We start from the raw sequence: 22,574 nt of genomic DNA, 5'->3' as shown, positions 1-22,574 counted from the left end.
ATTCTAACTTTGCGGCTACACAAGAGATTACTGATAATATATATTATGGAATATTTGTCATCACTGGAGCTGACTGGCCAGAGGGTTTGAACCGGCCAGCCAGCAGAATTTCCGTTTCGCTGATGCCGTCCGGATAGAGAAGCCTGCGCCCGTCGAGGAGTGGCTGGTATGGTTTTCGTCACCGGCCGCGAAATTGTAATCGCAGAGCAGGATCTAGACTGCGCCGCCGGACCAGCGGACATGCACGATCTGGCATTCTTCGGGCAGGCGTTCGGCAAAGACCTTGCGGATCTGCCGCACCTTTTCGGTTTCCAGCACCGCGGCGGAAAAGAAGGCGCCGGCGGTAATCTTGAGCTTTATCCTCTCCTGTCTCCAGCAAGATTCAGAATAAGTGAGGACCGGCAGGCGCCCGCGGCGCCATGTCGCCGCCTCAGCCGCAACGTTCGAGGCGCATCGATGCGGAAAGGCTATCGCCGGGCGCCAGAACGGCAAGCCCGCCGGCGTGGGGGTCACCATGCGCATTCGGCCGGTGGCTCATTGGCTCGACGCACAGAAAACCGGAGGTACCGGCGGGTTTGTAGAGCATCAGATAGCGGAGCGGCAGGGAGGCTTCGAGGATGAGGGCGGCACCCGAGGCCTGGCCGATGACGGCGCGCCCCGTCCAACCCTCGTAGCAGTTGTTGATCCAGCCCTCGGGGGCGGCGCGCGGCGTGCCGAAATCGATCTCACCGGCCGGCGTGCATCGAATGCCGGGCAGGTGCATCTCCCGCTCCGTCCACACGCCCCCCGCCTGGAATTCCACCGTCGAGCCCGGTCCGACCGGCAGATGAGGGTGGAAACCGAGCCCGTAAGGAAGCCGTCGCGCCCCCTGGTGGACAACCGACAGCGTCAGCATCAGCCCGTGCGGCAAAAGCGTGATCCGCTGTTCGGCCCGGTAGGCATAGGGTGAGCGGTCGTCGGCCGCAACGTCGAGGCAAAGCAGCACGGTGTCACGGCCAACCTCCGACACGGACCATGGCCGCAGCCAGCCCTCGCCGTGCAGCACCAGCGGATCCTCAGTATTGCGGGCAAGCCGATAGTACGCGCCGTCGACGGAAAAGCCGTTGTGCTCGATGCGCCCGCCGAAGGGCACCAGCGGAAAGCAGGCCTCGCCCCCATGCAGCCGTGTCGCAAGGCCCGGCGTCTGCGTCGCAACCATCAGCGGCATGCCAGACACCGTCGCGCTCAGGATGGCGCCACCAGCCGGCGCGATTGTCGCGCGGCAGTCGCCATTCCTCAGCTCGATCCGGTCGGCCATGGCCCGCCTTTACCGCCGGCTCATCGTCGCGGCCGAAACCCGAAGATTGTCGAGGAGGACGGCCAGCAGCAGGATCATGCCGCGCACGACATACTGGTAGAAAGCCTGGATATTAAGCAGGTTCATGACATTCTCGGCAATGCCCATGATCAGCACGCCGACGATCACGCCGGTCATCGCCGCCCGCCCCCCGGCAAGCGAGACGCCGCCCAGCACGCAGGCGGAGATCACCGAAAGCTCCAGTCCGGTGGCGGCATTCGGCTGGCCGGAGGTGATGCGCGAGGCAAGCAGGATCCCCGCCACGCCGCAGACGAGCCCCTGCAGGGCAAAGATCCAGATGCGCATGGTCACGACATTGACGCCGGCAAGGCGCGCGGCCTCGGGATTGCCGCCGATCGCCAGCGTGTTCTTGCCGAACACCGTGCGGTTGAGCACGAAGCCGAACAGGACGAAGAACAGGCCCATCACCCAGACCGGAGCCGGCACGCCGAGAATGCGCGTCAGGGCCAGATCGTAAAAGGCGGGATCGTTGATGCCGACCGCGCGGCCATCGGAGGAAATCAGGGCAAAGCCGCGGACGATCTGCATGGTCGCAAGCGTTGTGATCAGCGCATTGATGCGAAACCGTGCGATCACCACGCCATTGATCACGCCGACGATGGCGCCGCAGGTGATGGCGGCCAAGAGCCCGAGCAGGATCGAGCCGGTGCTGTTGGAGGCCATCACGGCGACCATGCCGGAAAAGGCGACGGTCGAGCCGACGGAGAGGTCGAAATCGCGCGAGGCGAGGCAAAACATCATCGTGCAGGACACGATGCCGATCGTCACCACCGATTGCAGCAGGCCGAGCATGTTGCGCTCGGTCAGGAAGTTCGGAACCGTGATCGACACGAGCACGAAGGCAAGCGCGAAGATGACGACGAGCCCCTGTTCGCCGAGAAGGATTTTCTTGAGTGATTGCATGTGTCGGTTCTCTGTCAACGGGTCTCGATCGGGGTCAGGGCAGGCTCTGGCGGGTATCGGGAAAGGCGGCGGACAGGATCTCGCGTTCGTCATACGCCGCCCGTTCGAACTGCCGGGTGATCTGGCCGCCGCACATCACCTGGATGCGGTCGGTGATGCCCATCACCTCGGGAAGCTCGCTGGAAATCACAACGATCGCCATGCCGGCGGCGGCAAGATCGTAAAGGAGCGCGTAGATCTCCGACTTCGCGCCGACATCGATACCGCGCGTCGGTTCGTCGATCACCAGCACACGGACGCCTGCTTCCGCCAGCCAGCGCCCCAGAATGACCTTCTGCTGGTTGCCGCCGGAGAGATGCACGATGTCCTGCTGCCGCGAGGGCGTGCGGATCCTCAGCTGGCCGATGAAGCGGTCGGCAAGTTCGGCTTCCTTGCGCGGCTGCACGAGGCCGAAGGGCGAAAACAGGCGGCGGGCGGAAATGGCGATGTTTTCCTCGACGGAACGGCTCTGGATGATGCCGTCATGCTTGCGGTCCTCGGGACACAGGACAAGGCCGGCGCGGATCGAGGCAGGCGGACTGTCCGGCGCAACCGCCCGCCCGTCGATGACAACGCGCCCCGTCCGGCGGCTGTCGGCCCCAAACAGCAGGCGCGTCATCTCGCTGCGGCCCGCGCCGATCAGCCCGAAGAAGCCGAGGATCTCGCCGGCCCGCACCTCGAAATCGATCGGGCGGGGAAGACGGTCGCCGGAGAGGTTCTCCACCTTCAGACGCACCTCGCCGTGCAGGCGGGCGCGGTAACCCCAGATATTCGTGATCTCGCGGCCGACCATCTCCGAAATCACCTGGTCTCGGGTTATGCGGGAGAGATCCGGGTGATGGGCGGCGAGCTTGCCGTCTCTCAGCACGGTCAGGCTGTCACAGAGGCGAAAGACCTCGTCGAGGCGATGCGAGACGTAGAGAATGACGGTGCCGCGCGCCTTCAGCCGCGCAATCAGCGAAAAGAGGATCTCGCTTTCCTTCGACGACAGCGACGAGGTCGGTTCGTCCAGCGCGATCACCCGTGCATCGAGCATCACCGCCTTGGCGATCTCGACCATCTGGCGCTCGCCGATGGAGAGAGAGGCGACTTTCGCCGAAGGATTGACGTCGATGCCGACGTCGCGCAGTCTCGCCCCGACTTCGGACAGCAGCCGCTTGCGGTCGAGCACGCCGGCGCGTGCCGGAAAGCGGCCGAGCCAGAGGTTTTCCGCAACCGTCAGCTCCGGAACGAGCTGCAGCTCCTGATGGATGACGATCACGCCGGCCTCGAAGGCATCGCGCACGGAGGCATAGGTCTGCACGCTTCCGTCGATCAGGATGTCGCCGGCATCCGCCCGCTGGTCGCCCGACAGGAGACGGATCAGCGTCGATTTGCCCGCGCCATTTTCGCCCATCAAGCCATGCACGGCGCCGCGCGCAACGCCGAAGCTCACATCGGCAAGCGCCTGCACGCCGGGATAGCCCTTCGACAGGGCGCGAAATTGAAGAAAGTCTGACACGGCTCCCCTTCCCCTCACCCGGCCCGGCGGCGCACCGCCGGACCCTGTCCGTCCATCCGCAGGCGGCGGGCCTATTCGATGCCGAGCTGCTTGCGCACTTCGGCGTAATTGCTGCGCAGCGCCAGCTGGCCGGCGGTCAGGATCAGCTTTTCCGGCTGCTTGCCGTTCGCCACCCAGTCATACATGTTGATCGCCGTTTCATAGCCGTGGCGCTTGGGCGAGATGATCACCGTGCCGACAAAGCCGGTCGCCTTCGGCTTCTTGAACTCGTTGATCGCCGATTCCGCCCCGCCGATGCCGACGGCCACGACGTTTTCCGGTGCGATGCCGACGCTTTCGGTGGCGCGGACTGCCCCCAACGCCGCCTCGTCATTCAGCCCGAAGGCGACCCAGTTCTTGATCTCGGCATGCTTGTTGAGAACGGTCGTCGCCGCGTTGAGCGCGGCCTCGGTATCGGTCTTGGCCTGCGGCGCATCGAAGATGTTGGCAGCCGGGAAACCGTTCGCCTTCAGGACGGAAATCGCCCCTTCGACGCGGTCGACCGCGGTCGGAAGCTGGTCGTAGGAGACGCGGATCGCGCCGACCGTCTTCGGGTCCCAGCCCCGCTTCTTGACCTCGTCGACGATCGCCTGGCCGACCGCCTCGCCGATCTTGGTCGCGGAGATGCCCATGTGCGGAACGGCCTCGAGCGGCTTGCCATCGGCGCCGACCAGCCGGTCGTCAACCGTCATGACCTTGAGATTGTTGGCGGCCGACTTGGCCACGATGCCGGGCCCGAGCTTCACGTCCGGCGTGCAGATGATGAAACCCTGCGCGCCCTGCGCACCGAGATTGTCGATGGCCGACTGGACCTTTTCGCCGTCTTCCGCGCCGATCTTCACGAGCTGGAAGCCCTTCTCCTTGGCGGCCACTTCCGCAAACTTCCATTCGTCCTGGAACCAGGGTTCCTCCGGCTGCTTGACGACGAAGCCGATCTTCACATCGGCCGCAAAGGCCGAGCTGGCGGCGATCACGGCAACGGCACCCGCCAGAATGGCGGCCTTGAACAAGCGCATTGTCTTCCTCCCCAAAAAGGCTGCTCTCCCGCAGCGGGGGCAGTGTTAGGCTTTTTCATCGTACCAGTCAATTGTCTTGGTATGATGAATGAGTTATCAGTGTCTGATGCGGGATGAGATTCATCAGGGCAGGCCGTGAAGCAATGGCGTTCGGCCCTGGATCGTACTATGCCGGCGGGGTGGAACAGTGCGATGGGCAGGGAGATGCTGGTGGAAGAGAGAGCGGTCGGTCGGGATGGCGATGAGGGGCGCGACCGGGGGCGGCGGCCCCGCGTCAGCAAGAATGTCACCGCGGCGCTGGCGCTCGACATCTGCGACGACCGCTATTCGCCCGGCACCCTGCTGCCGCGCGAAAACGATCTCTGCGATCTCTACGGCGTCAGCCGGACGGTGATCCGCGAATCGCTGAAGATTCTCGACTCCAAGGGCATGGTGAAGAGCCGCTCGCGCGTCGGCACCGTCGTCTGCGACAAGGAGGACTGGAACATCCTCGACGCGCAGGTGCTCGACTGGATCGGCCCGCGGATCTACGATTTCGATCTGGTCGGCTGCATTCTGGAGGCCCGCCGCACCATCGAGCCGGTGGCGGCCGAACTGGCGGCGACGCGCGCCACGACGCAGGACGTTGCCGATCTCGAAAAGGCCTGGGTCGCCATGCGCGAACTCGAAGGCAATAACGAGCGCTTCACCGAGGCGGACGTCGCCTTCCACACCATCCTGCTGCGCGCCAGCCACAACCAGGTGTTCCGCCAGCTGTCCGGCATCATCCACGCCGCGCTCAAATATTCGCTCTCCACCTCCAACAAGGCCGTCGAACGCCATGACGAGGCGCTCGATATCCACCGCGAACTGGTGGAGGCGCTGAGGATGCGCAATGGCGCAGCCGCCCGCGACTGTTCCACCCGCATGCTGGACCTTGCCGCGCGCGACCTCGCCGTCGCCCTCAAACAGACGTGAGCCGCCGCACGGCTCTTCTCTCACCTGACGGATATGCTCATGAAGATCACCAAGCTGACCACCTATATCGTGCCGCCCCGGTGGCTGTTCCTGAAGATCGAGACCGACGAAGGCATCGTCGGATGGGGCGAGCCGGTGGTGGAGGGTCGCGCCCTGACGGTGCAGGCGGCCGTGCATGAGATGGAGGACTACCTGATCGGCAAGGACCCGTTCCTGATCGAGGATCACTGGACGGTGCTCTATCGCGGCGGATTCTATCGCGGCGGCGCCGTGCACATGAGCGCGCTTGCCGGCATCGACCAGGCGCTCTGGGACATCAAGGGCAAGGCGCTCGGCCAGCCGATCCATTCGCTGCTCGGCGGCCAGCTGCGCGACCGGATCAAGGTCTATTCCTGGATCGGCGGCGACCGGCCGAGCGATGTGGCGCGCAATGCGCGCGATGTGGTGGCCCGCGGCTTCAAGGCGATCAAGCTCAACGGCTGCGAGGAGCTACAGATCGTCGACAGCTGGGAAAAGATCGACAAAGCGGTCGAGACCATCGCGACCATTCGCGACGCGATCGGCCCGCATATCGGCATCGGCGTCGATTTTCACGGGCGGGTGCAGAAGCCGATGGCCAAGGTCCTGGCCAAGGAACTCGATCCCTACAAGCTGATGTTCATCGAGGAGCCGGTGCTCTCGGAAAACCGCGAGGCGCTGCGCGACATCGTCAATCACTGCTCGACCCCGATCGCGCTCGGCGAGCGGCTCTATTCGCGCTGGGACTTCAAGCAGGTGCTGGCCGACGGCTTCGTCGACATCATCCAGCCGGACCTGTCGCATGCCGGCGGCATCACCGAATGCCGCAAGATCGCGGCGATGGCGGAAGCCTATGACGTGGCGCTGGCGCCGCATTGCCCGCTCGGCCCGATTGCGCTTGCAGCCTGCCTGCAGGTGGATGCCGTCAGCCACAATGCCTTCATCCAGGAGCAGAGCCTCGGCATTCATTACAATGCCAGCAACGACATCCTCGACTACATCTCCAACCCGGAGGTCTTCGCCTATGCCGATGGCATGGTGGCGATCCCGCAGGGGCCGGGCCTCGGGATCGAGGTGAACGAAGACTACGTGATCGAACGCGCCAAGGAAGGACACCGCTGGCGCAACCCGATCTGGCGACACCAGGACGGGAGTTTTGCGGAATGGTGACGGCGGCGGAAAAACCGGGCCGGCTCGCCGGCAAGCGGATCGTCATCACCGGGGCCGCCCAGGGGATCGGGCTTGGCATTGCACGCGCCTGCCTTGCCGAGGAGGCAAGCCTGATCCTGCTCGACAGCGACGGCCCGCGCCTTGCCCGCGCCGCCGAGGACCTCGACCACTCGGCTGGGCGGGTGTTTCACGCCGCAGCCGACATTGCCGATGCGCCGGGCATCGCGGCGGCCATCGCGCGGGGCGCAGACGCGATCGGTCAGCCGAACGCCCTCATCAACAATGCCGGCGTCAACGTGTTCGCCGAACCGCTCTTAATCCGCGACGAGGAGTGGGACCGCTGCTTCGACATCAATCTGAAGGGCGCCTGGAACTGCTGCCGGGCCGTGCTGCCCGGCCTGATCGACCAGGGTGGCGGGGCGATCCTCAACATCGCCTCCACGCATGCCTTCACGATCATTCCGCACACCTTTCCCTATCCTCTGGCCAAGCATGCCCTGCTTGGCCTGACACGGTCGCTCGGCATCGAATATGCCGATCGCGGCATCCGGGTGAACGCGCTGGCACCCGGCTATGTCGAGACGCAGAAGGTGGTCGACTACTGGAACAGCTTTCCGGATAAGGAGGCGGCGCGCGCGCAAACGATGAGGCTGCATCCGCAGGGCCGCATCGCGACGATCGCCGAAATCGCGCTTGCCGCCGTCTTCATGATCTCCGACGAATGCCGCTTCATGAACGCCGCCTGCCTGACGGTGGACGGCGGGCTGAGCGCGATCCAGCATCAGTAGAGAGGATGGGGCGCGTATCTGGAAAAGTCACCGGCCGTGACAGCCCGCGCCCTCGCCCCTCTCGCGGCCGTGACGGCCCGCACGTCACTGCGTGCGGCCTGCGGGCAGGTTTTGCAAGTGCCTGACCAATGGTGTTCGGGATAACGGCCAATTGCCGCAATGCTCCGGCAGGTCACGCCGATGCACGCCCGAGCCCAGGGCTCAGATGTAACCTTGGATGAGAACGCTGTTATCAGTCACGGTCCGACCGGGATCGCCAGCTTTTCGAGTAGGCAGGGAAGCGATCTTGTCCCAGTGTCCATCGCTCCGTTCATATCGCTTCGCCACCATTCCGAGGTCCCCGTGTTGCGGACGGCAATATGGAGCATTTCGGGGGAAAACCGGATCACCTGACGTGTTCCACCTCTTTGTTTTCACGTGGTCCGGACGCAACATCGCTGACGCACTCCTGCTGGACGCTCCATGAGCCACCCATCGAATTCGGTCCGCTTTTCAAATCGCGGACACGCGCTTGGTCCATCTCGTCGCCTTTGTCGTAGAAGAAACGGTATGAAGTCATCGGCGGCAGCCCGATATGTGACTTGAAGCGAACGTCATGAGGGAGGGTCCTGAGAATGACAGAAGCCGGTTTTCCTCTCAGCCGGGCCGATGCCTTTCAACGTCTGCAATCGTTCCTTCCCACGGCAGGGAGAGCTTACGCGCGCCTGCGCAACAAGGATCAAGGGAAGGGTCGCCATGTGCACGTATCCCGGCTTTCGCCGGCTGTGCGTCGGCGGCTCATCACGGAAGCGGAGATCATCGAGACTGTCCTCGCGCACCATGATCTCGCATCGGCCGAGAAGTTTGTCAGCGAGGTGTTCTGGCGCAGCTACTGGAAGGGTTGGCTAGAACAGCGCCCGACACTGTGGCCGGACTATCGCGCGGCGTTGGAGCGGGAGAAAGATCGCCTCGATGCGTCTGCCGATCTCCGACTGCGGCATGAGGCAGCGATTGACGCGTGCACGGGCATCGATTGTTTCGACGCCTGGGTCGAGGAACTGAACGTCACAGGCTATCTTCACAACTGGGCGCGGATGCAGTTCGCTTCGATCTGGATTTTTACCCTTGGGCTCCCGTGGGAACTCGGCGCCGCCTTTCTGTTCGACAGGCTGATCGATGCAGATCCTGCATCCAACACGCTGTCGTGGCGCTGGGTGGCGGGTCTTCATACGGTCGGCAAGGTCTATCTTGCTGATGCCGGCCGTATCCGGTCCATGACAAACGGCCGCTTTTCGCCGACGGGACTGGCGCACACGGCCATCATTCCCACAGATAGCCTGCAGACGCCCCAACCTGCCGCCGTCCGTCCTTTTGCTCGCCCCAACCCGTCTGCGCCGACGCTTCTTCTGTTGACCTCGGAAGATCTTTCACCGGAGACGTCGCAGGAGATGTGCGGACTGCCGGTCCGCGCCATCGCCTGCATCGACGGCTGCAACACATGGGATCGAATGGCCATGGCCGACGGCATGGAGCGCGCCTGCAAAGCCTGGCCGGAAGCAGACTGTCTTGGAATCGTCGAGCCGGCCCACCTGCTGGCCAAGGCCCATGCGGCGGGATGTAGCCAGGTCACAACCGCGTTTCTTCCTGTGGGACCCGTGGCGGATGTCCTGATGCCGTTACAGGTCGAGGGGCCCACACGCGGTGTGCTCTTCACGGAATACATGCACGATTGGGACCGGCGCACATGGCCCCATTGCCGGAAAGGGTTTTTCGCGCTCAGGGAGAAGATCCCGGCGCTGGTTCGTTGCGGGAGAGACTGACTTGACGCCGTCCGTGACCGTGTTTTTCGATGGAGCCTGTCCGCTCTGCCGCCGCGAGATCGTCCTGATGCGCAGGCTGGACCGTCGCGGCGCGATCTGTTTCATCGATGTGTCCGACGCGACGACGGCCTGTCCCATCGATAGAGCAGCGCTTCTCGCCCGCTTCCATGCGTCCGAAAATGGACGCCTCTTCTCAGGCGCGCGTGCCTTCGCCGCCATGTGGCGGGCGATCCCGATGCTGCGGCCACTAGGCATCCTCGCGGATCTGCCGTGGGCGAGGCCCGTGTTCGAGGCGGCCTATCTCGGCTTTCTGCGCCTGCGTCCCCGTCTGCAGAGGTTGGTCTCATGAGCGACAGGGATCGCTACCGACCCGTGCCACAGGGTCGACTGAACCGGCTTGCGGCACTCGGCCAGATCGCCGGCGGCGTCGCCTCGGGCGTGGTGTCGGAAGGGCTGAGCCGTCTGGCGAAGGGTGAGCGACCGCATCTGCGCGATCTTCTTCTGACGCCGTCGAATGCACGCAAGGCTGCAGACCAGCTGTCGCGCATGCGCGGCGCGGCGATGAAGCTCGGCCAGATGGTGTCGCTCGATCCAGGCGAGTTTTTGCCACCGGAACTGCAGGCGATCTTCTCCCAGTTGCGGTCATCGGCGCATTTCATGTCGCCCGGCCAGCTTTCCGCGAGTCTCGCAAGCGCCTGGGGTCCGGATTGGCGGCGCCATTTCAGCCGCTTTGACGTAACGCCAATGGCTGCCGCATCGATCGGACAGGTTCATCGGGCCGTGCTCATCTCAGGTCGTTCCTTGGCTGTGAAGGTTCAATATCCCGGCGTCGCCCGCAGCATCGATTCCGATATCGACAATGTCGCGACATTTCTGCGGCTCTCCGGTCTCGTTCCCGCCGGGCTCGACCTCGCGCAGCATCTGGCCGAAGCTAGGCGCCAGTTGCACGAGGAGGCAGATTATCTGCGCGAGGCCGAACAGATGCGCCGGTTTCGCGCGCTGCTTGCCGGAGATGCCCGCTTCGTGGTTCCAGCGCCTGTGGAAGAACTCCTGCGTCCCACGGTGCTTCCGATGGACTTTGTCGAAGGCGTTCCAATCGAGCGGCTCGCGGCGGTGCCGGAGGCAACGCGCGAGACCGCCATGCGGGCGCTTGCCGATCTCGCCCTCTCCGAACTCTTCACGTTGGGCGTAATGCAGACCGACCCGAACTTCGGGAACTACCTCTGGCGACCCGAGGATGGGCGCATCGCGCTTCTTGATTTCGGCGCCGTGCGGCCTGTCATGCCCGATAGTGCCGAATCCTATCGCAGGCTGTTGCAGGCGATCCTGAGCGGCAGGAACGAAACGGTACGCGCGGCTTTCCTCGACATGGGCTATCTCTCGTCGGCGCAAGTCGCACGCCATGGCCGCATGCTCGACGAAATGATGTCGACAGTGCTGGAATACGTGCTTCAGGCGCCGGAAGGCCTGGTCGATTTCAGCGACCGCGGACCGCTCGTTGCCGTGCGTGAGAGGTCGCAATCGCTCTTCGCGGACCGGTCTCTCTGGACGTTGCCGTCTCCGGACAAGATGTTTTTGCAGCGAAAGATAACCGGCATGGCGCTTCTCGCCCTGAAATTGCGCGTTCGGTTACCGGTTGTCGAAATGCTGTCCCGCCACGCATAGGGCATTGGACATCCGGAAAGGCGATCGGGTTGGCGGTCTTTGACCCGCCGCTCATGGCCCGAAGCCAGCCTCGTTCTATGGGCTGCTCGGCGACGAAGCCGCCCCGCCAGGCACAGGCACAGGCAGAAGCTCCGCCATCGCGCGATAATGGGCCATCTGTCCCGCCACGAATGTGCGAAACTCCAGAAGCAGCTCCGGGGACATATCTTCGAGCCTGCCATTGACGACCCGGAACAGGCCGGCGGCCTCTCCTTCGGCATAGAGGTTGCCTATATGCTGGCGCGAGACCTGAAAGCGACGCGCCATGGCGTGATAGCTGAGCGACACGTCCCAGCGTTCATCGCCACGGCCGCGGGCCAGGGCAGCACCCACCACGGCTGTCAGGATCAGGTAGCCGGCATCGCGACCGCTGAAGCTGACGATGGTCGGAAACGGACGAAACAGGATGTCCTGCGCATGAAACTGCCGGGTCGACAGGCCAAGCAGGCGGCATAGCACGTCGGGATCCTCGAGGAGGCGCAAATGCAGCCTGTCGGCTCCAGGCGTGATCGCCTCTGCGACCTGGAGCGCCGATAGCGGCGAACGAGCAATCTCCCGCACGAGCGACGGGCTTGGGACCAGATGCAGGGCACGGGCGTCCTGCCCGTCACGCCGGGTCTGTACATAACCGCCGGCCCTGAGGCCCCGGATCTGGTCGGCCACCTGGCGAGGGCTTGCGGGAACGACCGCCTGCAGTGCGCTAAGGCTTGGAACGAAGGCCGGATCGTCGAGTGACCGGGCATAGTTCCCGATCAGACAGTAGCAGGTGATATACCGGATCTTCTGGCCGAAAATCTTGGTCGCCGGCCAGTGGAGGTCCGGCGGCGCGCACATCAGCCGGCAATAATCGAGCAGAGCCTCCGGAAAGTCCGGCAGCGCCAGAAACGCGGCGGCCCGCAGCCACACATCCCGGTCTCGATAGGCAGAAACGGTGTGGTACAGCACCGTATCACCCGGAATGCTGTCTCGCCTCGACTGCATGATTGTCACCCTCCCCAATCCCTTCGCCGATGGCGATAACCGCGCCGCTGCACCGCACAACCGACATTATTCGGCGAACGATATATCTTGGCAAAGCATTCGTCACAAAAGACAGACTGGGCAGGCAAGGCAACCGCCCTCGCCTCTCTATTCATAGCCAGACTGAATAGCGGCAGAGTTTAGACTTTTCCATGCCCTGTGCCCCCTTCTAGAAGTTGCAGGCATGCCAGAGGTCCACAGGGGGACGGCTCATCACTGCGGATCCATCCGCGCCGCCCCTTCCGGCGGATGGCTGCCGTCGTTCGGAGCCGGTTCCGTCCGCCATCATCGTCGAGAGCCTGATGACCGCAATTTCACGTCCGCATCTGCGCCTGCTGCTTGCCACCTCGTTCGCCATCGCCGTTGCCCCGCTGGCAGCGCTTGGCCAGACGGCCGGTCAACTCGTCGCGCCGACCTATGCGCCGAACCTGCAGCGCCCGGGAGGTGGGCTCGAACTGCTGGCAAGCAACGGGCTGGAAACGCCGCCGGGCGCCGAACAGCTTTTCGTCACGCCTGCCGGCCTTGAGGTCGAGGGTGGATTGCCGGCCATGGCGGCCGCCACGCGCGAGATCGAGGCCCGCCTCAGGGGACACCGGGTTTCGGGGGCCGATCTGTTTGCCGCGGCGCGCGATCTGGAACGGGCCTATGCGGAGGCCGGCTATGTTCTGGTGCGCGTCTCCCTGCCGCCCCAGACCATCGTTGATCATGCCCCGCTGCGGCTGCTGGTCACCGACGGTTTCATCCAGAGGGTCGACACGACAGGGGTGCCGGCCAGCGTCCGGCCGCGTGTCGATGCCTATGCCGCGCCGCTCGTCGGACGAACGGGCATCACGCGCGCGCAGATCGAACGGCAGTTGCTTCTCGCCGGCGATACGCCAGGGCTCGCGCTACGCTCGACCATCAAGGCCGGGGACAAGACCGGGGCTGCCATTCTGGTGCTGGAGGGCCGCTATGATCCTGTGGCGGTGACCCTGTCGGCCGGTAACGGACAATCCGATGCACTCGGCGACTATACGGTCGGCATCGGTGCGGATCTGAACAATCTCGCCGGCCTCGGCGAGATCAGCTACTTTCGGTTCAGCGGCTATCCCGGCCTGACCGACGGCCATCTTTTTGCAGAGCATCCGCGCAACAGACAGATGGTTGCCGGCATTCTCCTGCCGCTTGGCTTCGATGGCATGGCGCTGAATGTCGAGGCGACCGACTCGCGCAACAGGCCGGACAATGACGATCTTCTGGAGATCGACGACCACTATCGGCGTCTGTCAACGCGTCTGTCCTACCAGTGGATCCGCTCCCGCGCGTTCAATACCGCCACAGAACTCAGTCTCGACGTCATCGACGAAAGACAGACGCTCGACTTTGGCGGCACCGGGAGTCCGTTCACCAGGGATTCGCTCCGGGTTGTGCGCCTGGGCCAAAGCTTCGATTCGCTGACCGCCGCGAGCGCCAGCATCGATGGGCGCGTCACGGCTTCCTTTGGCCTGGATGCGCTCGGGGCCCGCAGCGCCACCACGGACCTGCCTCTGACGCGTGCCGGCGCGGAGCCCGATTTTCAGAAGCTGGACGCCAGCCTGCGTTACCGGCAGGCCCTTCTGAAGCGGCTGGACTTTACCGCGGTGGTGCGCGGTCAGGCCTCGTTCGGCCAGGCGCTTCCCTCGTCGGAACAGATCGGTCTTGGGGGAAGCGGTGCCCTGTCCTCGTTCGACTCAAGCAGCCTGCAGGGCGATAGCGGTGTGATGGCGCGCCTCGACCTCGCCCTTCCGATGCCGCTGGTCTCACGATCGCCGGATCGGCTGATGGATGGTGTCTGGGCACCCTATGTCTTTGCCGCGGCCGGGATCGTGGAACTGGCCGCGCCGACGGCACTGGAGCGCAAGGTCACCCGCGGCGCCTCGCTCGGCCTTGGCATAAAGCTCAATCTTGCCGAGACGCCGCTCGCGGGCAACAGCCTGCTGACCCTGGAATATGCGCACGGCTGGGCGGACGGCGAAGATCAAAGCAACCGGCTGCTTCTCAATACGGTGTTCAGGTTCTAGCCGGGACACGGACTTCCCGAAACCATTACGGGGCCCTCAAACGGCTCGCCCCACAGGAGGAAGATCATGAAACCGGTCACGCGACTGACGATGCCCACCCCGCCTTTAGCACAACGCCGCACTCTGCGCCGACAGATGCTGTGCCAGACGGCCCTTGCCGGCGCAGTCGGTCTCTCGGGCGGCCTGTTCATGCCCGGTGCGGCCGCCAGAGCCGATTCGCTGCCGGTGGCGCCGACCGTCGTAGCCGGCAGCGCCACCATCAGAACCGGTGGTAACGAGATGACAGTGAACCAGTCGTCGCATAACGCGATCGTCAACTGGAACAGCTTTTCCATCGGTGCCGGCCACGGAGTGACCTTCGTGCAGCCCGATACATCCTCTGCCATCCTCAATCGCGTCAACGGCAGCACCGCCTCGACCATCGCCGGACGTCTTTCCGGCAACGGCCAGATCTATCTCGTCAATCCAAACGGCATTGCCATCACGCCGAGCGGAAAGATCAAGGCGGGTGGCGGTTTCGTTGCCTCGTCGCTCGACATCGGTGACGACGACTTCATGGCGGGCCGGCGCACCTTTTCCGGCACGGATAGAGCCGGTTCGGTGGTGAATGAAGGCGAAATAGCCGTCGGATCCGGCGGGTATGCCGCGCTTCTCGGTCGGAGGGTCCGCAATGACGGTCTGGTTTCGGTCCCTCTCGGCCGGGTCGGCCTCGGTGCGGGCCAGCAGGCGACACTCGATGTATCGGGCGACGGCTTCCTGCAGGTTGCCGTGCCCGACCCGACAGCCGGCGAGGACCCGCTGATCGTGCATAACGGCCGGCTATCCGCCGATGGCGGACGCATCGTCATCTCGGCGGCAACGGCCCGCGAGGCGGCAAGACAAGCGGTCAACATTGCCGGCGTGACGGAAGCGAAATCGATCGGCGGGCGCAATGGCGCCATCAGCATCGGCGGCGGCGAAGGTGGCAAGGTTTCGATCCGCGGCAAGGTCGATGTCTCCTCGGGTACAGGCAAGGGTGGCAGCATCACCGTCTCCGGCCGCGATGTCGCGCTGAGCGGGGCGACACTCGACGCGTCCGGCAGAGAAGGTGGCGGCGCTGTCCGCGTCGGCGGCAATCGCAAGGGCGCGGCGGGGTTGCAAACGGCAGCGACGACATCCGTCGATGCCGCAAGTGTCATCCGCGCGGACGCAACCGGATCCGGCACCGGCGGCCAGATCGTCATCTGGTCCGACCTCGCCACGAACTATGCCGGCACCCTCAGTGCGCGCGGCAAAGGCTCAGGCGCGGGCGGCGAGGCGGAAGTGTCGGGCAAGGCCGGGCTCGACTTCATCGGAGCCGTCGATCTCTCCGCCGAAAGCGGCGTTTTCGGCAATCTGCTGCTTGATCCGTACAATGTGACGATCTCCAGCGCAGCATCGACCAATGCCTCCGGCGTGACACCGACCGGCAATGACAGCATCATCAACGTTGCAACGCTGCAGAACGCCCTTGCCAATGCCAATGTGACGATATCGACAGGCAGCGAAGGATCTGCCGGCAACCAGGCCGGCGATATTCTGGTCGCTTCCGACCTCATGTGGAACCAGGGCACCAGACTGACACTGTCGGCCTATCGCAACATTGCGCTGAACGCCAACCTGAGTGGCGGCGGAGGTGCCTCCGTCGTGCTGCGGGCGGACAATGCCGGCACGGGAACAGGCACAGTCACGGTCGCCGGCGATCGTCGGATCACCGCAGATGGCGGCGTCTCGATCTATTACAATCCGGCGGGCAAGGATGCCGGCAGCGTCAATACCGACAGCTACCTCAACCTCCCGGACTTTTCCGGGATCGGGGGAACCCGCACGGCGGTGACCGCATACGCGCTGGTCAACACCATCTACGACCTGCAGAACGTCCGAAACAACAAGACCGCGAATTACGCCCTCGGCCGGGATATCGATGCCGGCGTGACACATGACTGGAGCAGCGGGTTTCTCTCGATCGGCGGCAACCGCACGATGGGCTTTTCCGGCACCTTCGACGGTCTTGGCCATGTGATCACAGACCTCTATATCGGTCGCCAGCCACTGATGGGTTATGGCTCGACGGGTCTGTTCGGCCTGACGGCGAATTCTGCACTGATCCGCAATATCGGCCTGGTCGATGTGGAGGTGGAAGGCAATTCCAGCAACGACATTGGCGCACTGGTCGGCGCGCATTACGGCCGGATCGAAAACGCCTACTCCACGGGCAGTGTCACATCCGATGGCATCGACATCCTTCGCGCCTTCAATACGGGCGGGCTGGTCGGCTATCTCGGTGGCACCATCGACAATTCCTATTCCACAGCTTCGGTGCGCAGCGGAACATATGTGGGTGGCCTCGTCGGCTACAATGCAGGCGGCACGATCAGCCGTTCCTATGCGACCGGTCCGGTCTCCGGTCAGGAGGTTGTCGGCGGACTGGTCGGCGGCAATTCCCTCGGCGCCGTCAGCACCTCGTGGGCGACAGGCACGGTACGCGGCGATTTTCTGGTCGGCGGGCTGGCAGGCATCAACGTGGGAGGACAGATTACGCAGTCCTTCGCGACCGGCGACGTCAGGGGTACCGTCGACGCTGTCGGCGGCCTGGTGGGCAAGAATTACGATGGCGAGCGGGACGGCGTGATCTATGGAGGAAACATCAGCCAGTCCTACGCTCGCGGGTCGGTCGCCGGTGGCACGAAGGTTGGCGGACTTGTCGGATGGAATGTGGCAACCGTCACCCAGTCCTATGCGACGGGCAGCGCGACAGGCAGCCAACAGGTCGGCGGCCTCGTCGGCCTCCATTCCGGCAGCCTTGCCGAGACCTATTCGGCGGGCGAAGTTCAGGGGAATTCCGAGCAAGGCGGCCTGGTCGGCGCCAGCAATGGCGGGCGCGTGACCTCGTCCTACTGGGATATCCTCGGCTCGAGTCTCTCCACAAGTGCCGGCGGCGTCGGCCTCAGCCGCCAGGCGATGCAGGACAACAACAGTTTTACTGGCTTCGACGGCACCGTCTGGGCGCCGGCATCGGCCGGTTATGCGCCGGAACTGTTCGGTGTCTCGGGTGTGGTTGGCGTCCGCGAGACGGCCGTCTACGGCGACACCCCCACCGCCAGCCTCTATGGCAGCGGCGTCTGGAACACCCTTTCCGGCACGTATCAGGGTGTCGGCAGGACCACCGGCGTCGGCAGCTACGATATCGACCTCACCGGCATGCAGGGTCAGTTCCGGGGCGGCGGTTCAACCCGTTTCGTTTCACTCGGCGCCACCGTAACGCCTCGCACTATCGTCATTGCGGCCAACAACCAGACCCGCGATGTCGGCGCGACAAATCCGCCACTGAGCTATTCCGTCGGCGGCATGGGGCTGGTCAACGGCGACAGCCTCAGCGGCGCCCTTGCGACCTCGGCATCGACCGGCTCAGGTGCCGGAACATATGCCATCACGCGCGGCTCTCTGACCGCGTCGGCCAATTACAGCCTGCAATTCATCGGCGGCACTCTGACGGTCAGAACAGTGACACTGCCCCCGACAACGCCGCCCAGCGGGCCACCGGCACCACCGCCACGGGTGAACACGCCCTCGACCAGCACGCTGGAACAGGAGTTATCAGCGCAGTCGACAGGCTTGGGGCAACCGTCAGCAGACCAGATCGTCACCGACTTCATCCAGCAGATGGCCAATAACCAGCAGAGCCAGGCAGCCTCTTCCAGCCAGCAGAGCGGCACCAAAACGCCGGACGACGTTTTGGGAGAGGTCATGCTTCAGGTGGCAGCACAGATGCGCGCCCAGGCTTTGGCAGAGAGTCAGCAAGGCAGGAGCCAACCAATCCAGCAACGGCCGGGAGCAGATTCATCTCTCCAACAAAGTGCATCGGTATCATTTGTTCAGTCAATCATCCAAGGCATCGCGGGCGTCGTCGGGATGCAATTGAAGCAGCCACCGCTCAACAAACTGCGGTGAAATGCCTTGGCAAACGCGGCGGGCCGACCTCTGACGATCTGAAGCAGGCTGCCGGCAAACGTGGCCGATGAACCGCGGGACCTGCCTCAGGCCGCTTGGTCTGGGGCATGCGGCCATGGCTGGTTCGTCCGGCATGGCATCGGTCTTCAGCCTCGGCTGGCGGAGTGTTTCCGATACGCTCCAGAAGGTGGCGGTTGTTGAACCCGCCGCCCGTTCGAGCCTGGCGAATTCCACGGCTTCGACGTTGCACCACGGCATGTATCGTCGGCGAGAGCGTTGTCAAAGGGATTGCCAACGCTTCCGACCCTACGTCTCACGAGTTCAGGTCTCCGGCAAAGCCCGGGGGGTTAAAACAGCATCGTGCTGCTCGCATCACAGATCGCCAATCTCAAAAATTTGCCGTATCCTGGCCGCCAGCGACATGGTCGGCTTTATTGTATCCCTCGGCGCAAGCCGTCTTTTCTCATCGAGAAGTCTGCGGGAAAGGATCGCGCTCACCTCGTCTGCAATCGACGGCCGATCCTGGAGCAGGGCGCCAATCGTATCGTGATCAATTTCATAGGCGACCAAGGTGGTTAGGGCGGTGATGTTTCCCGCTTCTTCGGTTCCGGTCAGCAAGCCACCTTCGCCGAGCCAGTCGCCCGGGGAAAGCCGCATCAGTTCGATGCCGTTGCAGTCGATTGAGGCGATCCCGGAGCGCAGGATCAGAATGCTTTTCATCACCTCGCCCTGACGCGCGATGACATCACCCTTACGAAACGTGCGGCGTGTCATCGCGACACTCAAGGCTTCTTTCTCATCCTCCGTCAGGGAGGCAAGAAAAGGGATGGCGTTTAACAAGCGCCAGGCGGTCCGGGGGTCGCGTGCAGCAGGCATGCCGCTTGACCCGACAAGGGCAGAAGCCGAAGCCGTTGTTGCATCCGCCAAGGGGAGGCCCTGGGCTTTTGCGTGGCGAAAGGCGAGATCGAAGACCTCGTTATTGGCCCTCACGTTGTCGGCCAGACTTGCAATCCGAAAACTCAATTCGAGTTCGATCCCCTGTGCGTCCACGCCGCAAATTTTCACCGATGGAGACGGCACCTCGAGAATGGAGTTGGCGCCTTTCAAAGCGGTTTCCATGACTTCGACAACCGCCGCCGGTGTTGTCAGGATCGCGAACCTCAGCCTGAGCGAGACACCGTGACTGACATCGGGACTGCTGCGATTGATCAGCCTGGCCTTCGCAAGGCTGCTGTTGGGAATGATGACAAGATCATTCGCCCCGTTGATCAGGTGTGTGGCGCGCCAGTTCGTTTCCACGACACGTCCTTCGGCACCATCATCGACGAGGATCGAGTCGCCGACGGTATAGGGACGTCCAAGGTTGAGTGCTATTCCGGAAAAGACGTCACTCAAGGTGCTCTGAAGAGCAAGGCCGAGGATAATGGCGAACACCCCGGAGGTGGCAACAAGCGTGCCGACGGGCACGTTGAGAACATAGGTCATCGCAGCCAGAACCGCGCCGACATAGATGACGGCAACGACCAGATCCTGCAGAAGTCTTGCTTCGCGCGGCTTGCGCTCGAAAATCAGGAAAATCCGAACCAGACCGACAAGGCAGGCGGAACCCGCGAACCACCACGCCGCCTTCGCGGTCAATAGCGCGATACCCATGACGTTCATCGTTTCGGGTATCGCGCGTGCAAACGGAGTGCTGTCATGAATGTAGAGGAAAACACTCAGAAGAATGAACAGGAGGACCTGGCTGAGCAGGCGCAGCACCTTGCTGTGTTCAAACAGGAACCAGGTCATGACGATGAACAGCAAGCCAATCCCCAAGAGTGGGACCATGACGTCCTGTGCAAGAATGATTGCGGACACGCTCAGCCTTTCCTTCATCAATGAAGCCGGCGCGTTTCAACGCCCATCTTGCCGACCGCAGCCCCTGGCTTCGAGAAGAACCGCCAGCCCGCAATAGAAAACGGCGAGGCTTGCCAGCATCAGCACATGCGCCCCGACATCCTGAAGGCTTGCTCCCAATTGCCCGAGATTGACCAGCGCGTTGATGGCGCTCGTGCTGGGGATGGCCAAGGCCGCCTTCTTCAGTATCTCCGGCATGGCCTCGGCGGGCCAGGTAAAACCCGCCATGAAGATGAAGGGCAGGCCGAGGGCCGCAGTCACCAGCTGTACGAGCACCGGATTGCGCAGCAGCCGGGCGATCAGCATACCAAGACCACAGACGGCCAGAATGAAGGGGACGGCCACAGCCGCCATCGGCCCGATGGAACCAAGCCGCGGAATGCCATAGAGATAAGGCAGCACAATCAGGTAGAAGGCGAAGGCGAACGCCTCGATCACCAGATAGGCGAGCAGGCAACCGATGACGCGGTCAAGCGGGCCGATCTTGCGGTCCCGTGCCGCCTGTTCCCATGCGTTCGGATGAGTTCCGAGCAGGCCGACGCCGATCAGAAGGGTCTGCTGCAGCACCAGCAGGAAGGCGGCCGGCAGAATATAGGTCGCATAGCCGCTCTGCGGATTGAAGAGCGGGATCGCCGTCAGCGGCATCGGGTCCGTTGCCGCGACCGCCAGATCCGGATCGACATGGGCGGCGACGAGACGCTTCGCCTCGATCTCCGCGCCCATCGTCTTGGCAAGCGCCGTCACCGCTCCTGAAATCCGGCTGTAGAGCAGGAAGTAGCTGGCATCGGCATAAAGCGCCAGCGGTGCGGGGCGACCATGCAGAAGATCGCGCTCGAAGAATTTCGGAATGACGAGGATGCCATGGAGATGGCGCGCAAAGACCTCACGCTGCGCGGACACGACATCGGGCAATGCCGCCACGATCGCCACATCGGCGGATGCATCAAGCCTGCGGGCGAAGGTGCGGCTCATATCGCTGCCATCCAGATCGACAAGCGCGATCGGCACGTTGCGAAGGGATTCGCTGCGATAGGGCTGCGGATAGAAGGCGGCGTAGACCACGACGGCGAGGATCATCACCGAAAAGACCGGTCGCAGCGTCAGGATCCGCCGCAATTCCATCCGGCAGATGAACAGCACGGGGCTCACGATGCAGCCTCCAGCGCGCGGCCCGCCCTTTGACGCCGGGCGCCCTGGTTCTCCAGGCAGACAGCCGTTACGGTGGCAAGAAGGATGACCATGAACAAGAGCACCGCCAGCGGTTGCAGCGAAAGATCCGCCGGCGCGCCGCGCAGCGTCTGATCGATGCGGGCCGTCAGATACCAGGTGCCCGGCAGCACCTCACCCCAGTAGAAGGCAAAGGGCGTCATGCCGAACCGGGGAAAGCCGATGCCCATGAAGCCGAAGGCCGGCGCCGTGACCAGCGAGGCCATGCTGATCGCCGTGGCTGTGGAACGCAGCACGACGGCCAGAAGCGCGCCGAACAGCTGGTTTGCCAGAATAAACAGCGTGCCGGCCGACAGCAGCAGCAACCGGTCGCCTCTCAGCGGCATCCTGAACCACAGGAAAAGAACGAGATCCGCAATCCCGAGGACGAACAGAAACACCAGCGTATAGGGCAACAGCTTGCCGAACATCGCCGGCCACAGCCCGCCGCCCAGCCGGCGCAGCACGCGCAGCCGATGGCGGGTTTCCACGTCGCGCCCCACGGCATAGGCCGTCGATGTCGCAATAATGATCTGCAGCACCGCCGGCATCAGCGCCGCCAGCAGGAAATGGCTGTAGTTGAGCGTCGGATTGAACAGCGGGTTGATCTGGACGGGTATGGGAGACAGCGAGGCCTGTGCAATATCGACAGGCTGGCCGCGTTCCGTGCGCAGAGAGAGTCGGATGCCGCCTTCCACGCCGGCAAGGGCGGCATTGACGCCGCGCAGGGTAAGCAGGCCTGGCGTCATGGTCTGGGTATTGTAGAAGAACACCACTTCGGGACGCCGACCGGCAAACACGTCGCGCTCGAGATTGTCAGGGATCATCAGCAGGCCATGCACCCGGCCGGACAGGATGAGCCGGCGCCCCTCGGCAAGATCGCTCACCGTGATCGTGACCGCCGTATCCGGCGTCGCATCGACGGTGCGGATGATCATGCGGGAGAGATCGCCGCCATCCAGATTGAGAACCGCAATCGGAAGCCGTGTCGCCAGCCCCTGGCTGAACACGGCAGACAGGATACCCATCAGGAAGAGCGGCAGCACCACCGTCAGGGCGAGCAGCAGGGGATGCTTGCGGAACTGCCCAAGTTCCCGCACGAAGACGATGAGGAAACCAGTCTGAGGCCCGGTTTCCTCATCGTCTTCGT

At 63.7% G+C, this 22,574-nt stretch carries 16 protein-coding genes; 8 read left to right on the top strand and 8 right to left on the bottom strand.

Annotated elements, in window-relative coordinates; translation table 11 throughout:
- Positions 1 to 430 precede the first annotated feature (430 nt).
- The 4 genes from FNA46_RS24485 to FNA46_RS24470 form a co-directional block, all read right to left on the bottom strand.
- Complete coding sequence (locus FNA46_RS24485) at positions 431 to 1,297, bottom strand: aldose 1-epimerase (RefSeq protein ID WP_143127854.1); 867 nt, start codon at positions 1,295 to 1,297, stop codon at positions 431 to 433.
- Between the two features lie 9 nt (positions 1,298 to 1,306).
- Complete coding sequence (araH, locus tag FNA46_RS24480; protein WP_143127853.1) at positions 1,307 to 2,260, bottom strand: L-arabinose ABC transporter permease AraH; 954 nt, start codon at positions 2,258 to 2,260, stop codon at positions 1,307 to 1,309.
- 34 nt (positions 2,261 to 2,294) lie between these two features.
- Positions 2,295 to 3,800, bottom strand: a complete 1,506-nt coding sequence (araG, locus tag FNA46_RS24475; protein ID WP_143127852.1) for an L-arabinose ABC transporter ATP-binding protein AraG — start codon at positions 3,798 to 3,800, stop codon at positions 2,295 to 2,297.
- A gap of 71 nt (positions 3,801 to 3,871) precedes the next feature.
- Positions 3,872 to 4,855 (bottom strand): arabinose ABC transporter substrate-binding protein, encoded by a 984-nt coding sequence (locus FNA46_RS24470; protein ID WP_143127851.1) that lies wholly within the window; start codon positions 4,853 to 4,855, stop codon positions 3,872 to 3,874.
- A gap of 204 nt (positions 4,856 to 5,059) precedes the next feature.
- Here FNA46_RS24470 and FNA46_RS24465 point away from each other — a divergent pair, with 204 nt between their 5' ends.
- From FNA46_RS24465 to FNA46_RS24440, 6 genes are all read left to right on the top strand, one after another.
- Positions 5,060 to 5,812, top strand: a complete 753-nt coding sequence (locus FNA46_RS24465; RefSeq protein WP_143127856.1) for a FadR/GntR family transcriptional regulator — start codon at positions 5,060 to 5,062, stop codon at positions 5,810 to 5,812.
- Between the two features lie 39 nt (positions 5,813 to 5,851).
- Positions 5,852 to 7,000, top strand: a complete 1,149-nt coding sequence (dgoD, locus tag FNA46_RS24460) for a galactonate dehydratase (protein ID WP_143127850.1) — start codon at positions 5,852 to 5,854, stop codon at positions 6,998 to 7,000.
- Positions 6,994 to 7,788 (top strand): SDR family oxidoreductase, encoded by a 795-nt coding sequence (locus tag FNA46_RS24455; RefSeq protein ID WP_143127849.1) that lies wholly within the window; start codon positions 6,994 to 6,996, stop codon positions 7,786 to 7,788. The genes dgoD and FNA46_RS24455 overlap by 7 nt, the downstream gene beginning before the upstream one ends.
- A gap of 614 nt (positions 7,789 to 8,402) precedes the next feature.
- Entirely contained in the window at positions 8,403 to 9,587 is a 1,185-nt protein-coding gene (locus FNA46_RS24450; RefSeq protein ID WP_143127848.1) for an FAD-binding domain-containing protein, read from the top strand.
- A 1-nt stretch (position 9,588) separates the two neighbouring features.
- Positions 9,589 to 9,936: a thiol-disulfide oxidoreductase DCC family protein gene (locus tag FNA46_RS24445; RefSeq protein ID WP_143127847.1), complete on the top strand. Its 348-nt coding sequence runs from the start codon at positions 9,589 to 9,591 to the stop codon at positions 9,934 to 9,936.
- Positions 9,933 to 11,252: an ABC1 kinase family protein gene (locus tag FNA46_RS24440; RefSeq protein ID WP_143127846.1), complete on the top strand. Its 1,320-nt coding sequence runs from the start codon at positions 9,933 to 9,935 to the stop codon at positions 11,250 to 11,252. The genes FNA46_RS24445 and FNA46_RS24440 overlap by 4 nt, the downstream gene beginning before the upstream one ends.
- A 75-nt stretch (positions 11,253 to 11,327) precedes the next feature.
- Here FNA46_RS24440 and FNA46_RS24435 read toward each other — a convergent pair whose 3' ends face one another.
- On the bottom strand, positions 11,328 to 12,272 hold the full coding sequence (locus FNA46_RS24435) for a MarR family transcriptional regulator (protein ID WP_143127845.1): 945 nt from the start codon (positions 12,270 to 12,272) through the stop codon (positions 11,328 to 11,330).
- Between the two features lie 341 nt (positions 12,273 to 12,613).
- Here FNA46_RS24435 and FNA46_RS24430 point away from each other — a divergent pair, with 341 nt between their 5' ends.
- Both FNA46_RS24430 and FNA46_RS24425 read left to right on the top strand, forming a co-directional pair.
- The gene (locus FNA46_RS24430; RefSeq protein ID WP_143127844.1) at positions 12,614 to 14,350 is read left to right on the top strand and encodes a ShlB/FhaC/HecB family hemolysin secretion/activation protein; all 1,737 of its coding nucleotides are present in this window, start codon (positions 12,614 to 12,616) and stop codon (positions 14,348 to 14,350) included.
- Positions 14,351 to 14,416: 66 nt separating this feature from the next.
- Positions 14,417 to 18,319, top strand: a complete 3,903-nt coding sequence (locus tag FNA46_RS24425) for a two-partner secretion domain-containing protein (protein ID WP_143127843.1) — start codon at positions 14,417 to 14,419, stop codon at positions 18,317 to 18,319.
- A gap of 372 nt (positions 18,320 to 18,691) precedes the next feature.
- Here FNA46_RS24425 and FNA46_RS24415 read toward each other — a convergent pair whose 3' ends face one another.
- Genes FNA46_RS24415 through FNA46_RS24405 form a run of 3 tightly spaced genes read right to left on the bottom strand, consistent with a single transcriptional unit; the run spans position 18,692 to position 22,524 of the window.
- Positions 18,692 to 20,179, bottom strand: a complete 1,488-nt coding sequence (locus FNA46_RS24415) for a mechanosensitive ion channel domain-containing protein (protein WP_185969988.1) — start codon at positions 20,177 to 20,179, stop codon at positions 18,692 to 18,694.
- A 36-nt stretch (positions 20,180 to 20,215) separates the two neighbouring features.
- Positions 20,216 to 21,367, bottom strand: a complete 1,152-nt coding sequence (locus tag FNA46_RS24410; protein WP_143127841.1) for an ABC transporter permease — start codon at positions 21,365 to 21,367, stop codon at positions 20,216 to 20,218.
- A complete protein-coding gene (locus tag FNA46_RS24405; RefSeq protein WP_246103358.1) occupies positions 21,364 to 22,524 on the bottom strand; it encodes an ABC transporter permease in 1,161 nt (386 codons plus the stop codon). Before FNA46_RS24405 ends, FNA46_RS24410 begins: the two co-directional genes overlap by 4 nt.
- Positions 22,525 to 22,574: the final 50 nt, after the last annotated feature.

This window comes from Affinirhizobium straminoryzae, from assembly GCF_007004135.1.
Taxonomy (GTDB): domain Bacteria; phylum Pseudomonadota; class Alphaproteobacteria; order Rhizobiales; family Rhizobiaceae; genus Neorhizobium; species Neorhizobium straminoryzae.
Note: the sequence above shows the minus strand (reverse complement) of the source record. Positions and strands in the feature narration are given on the sequence as shown.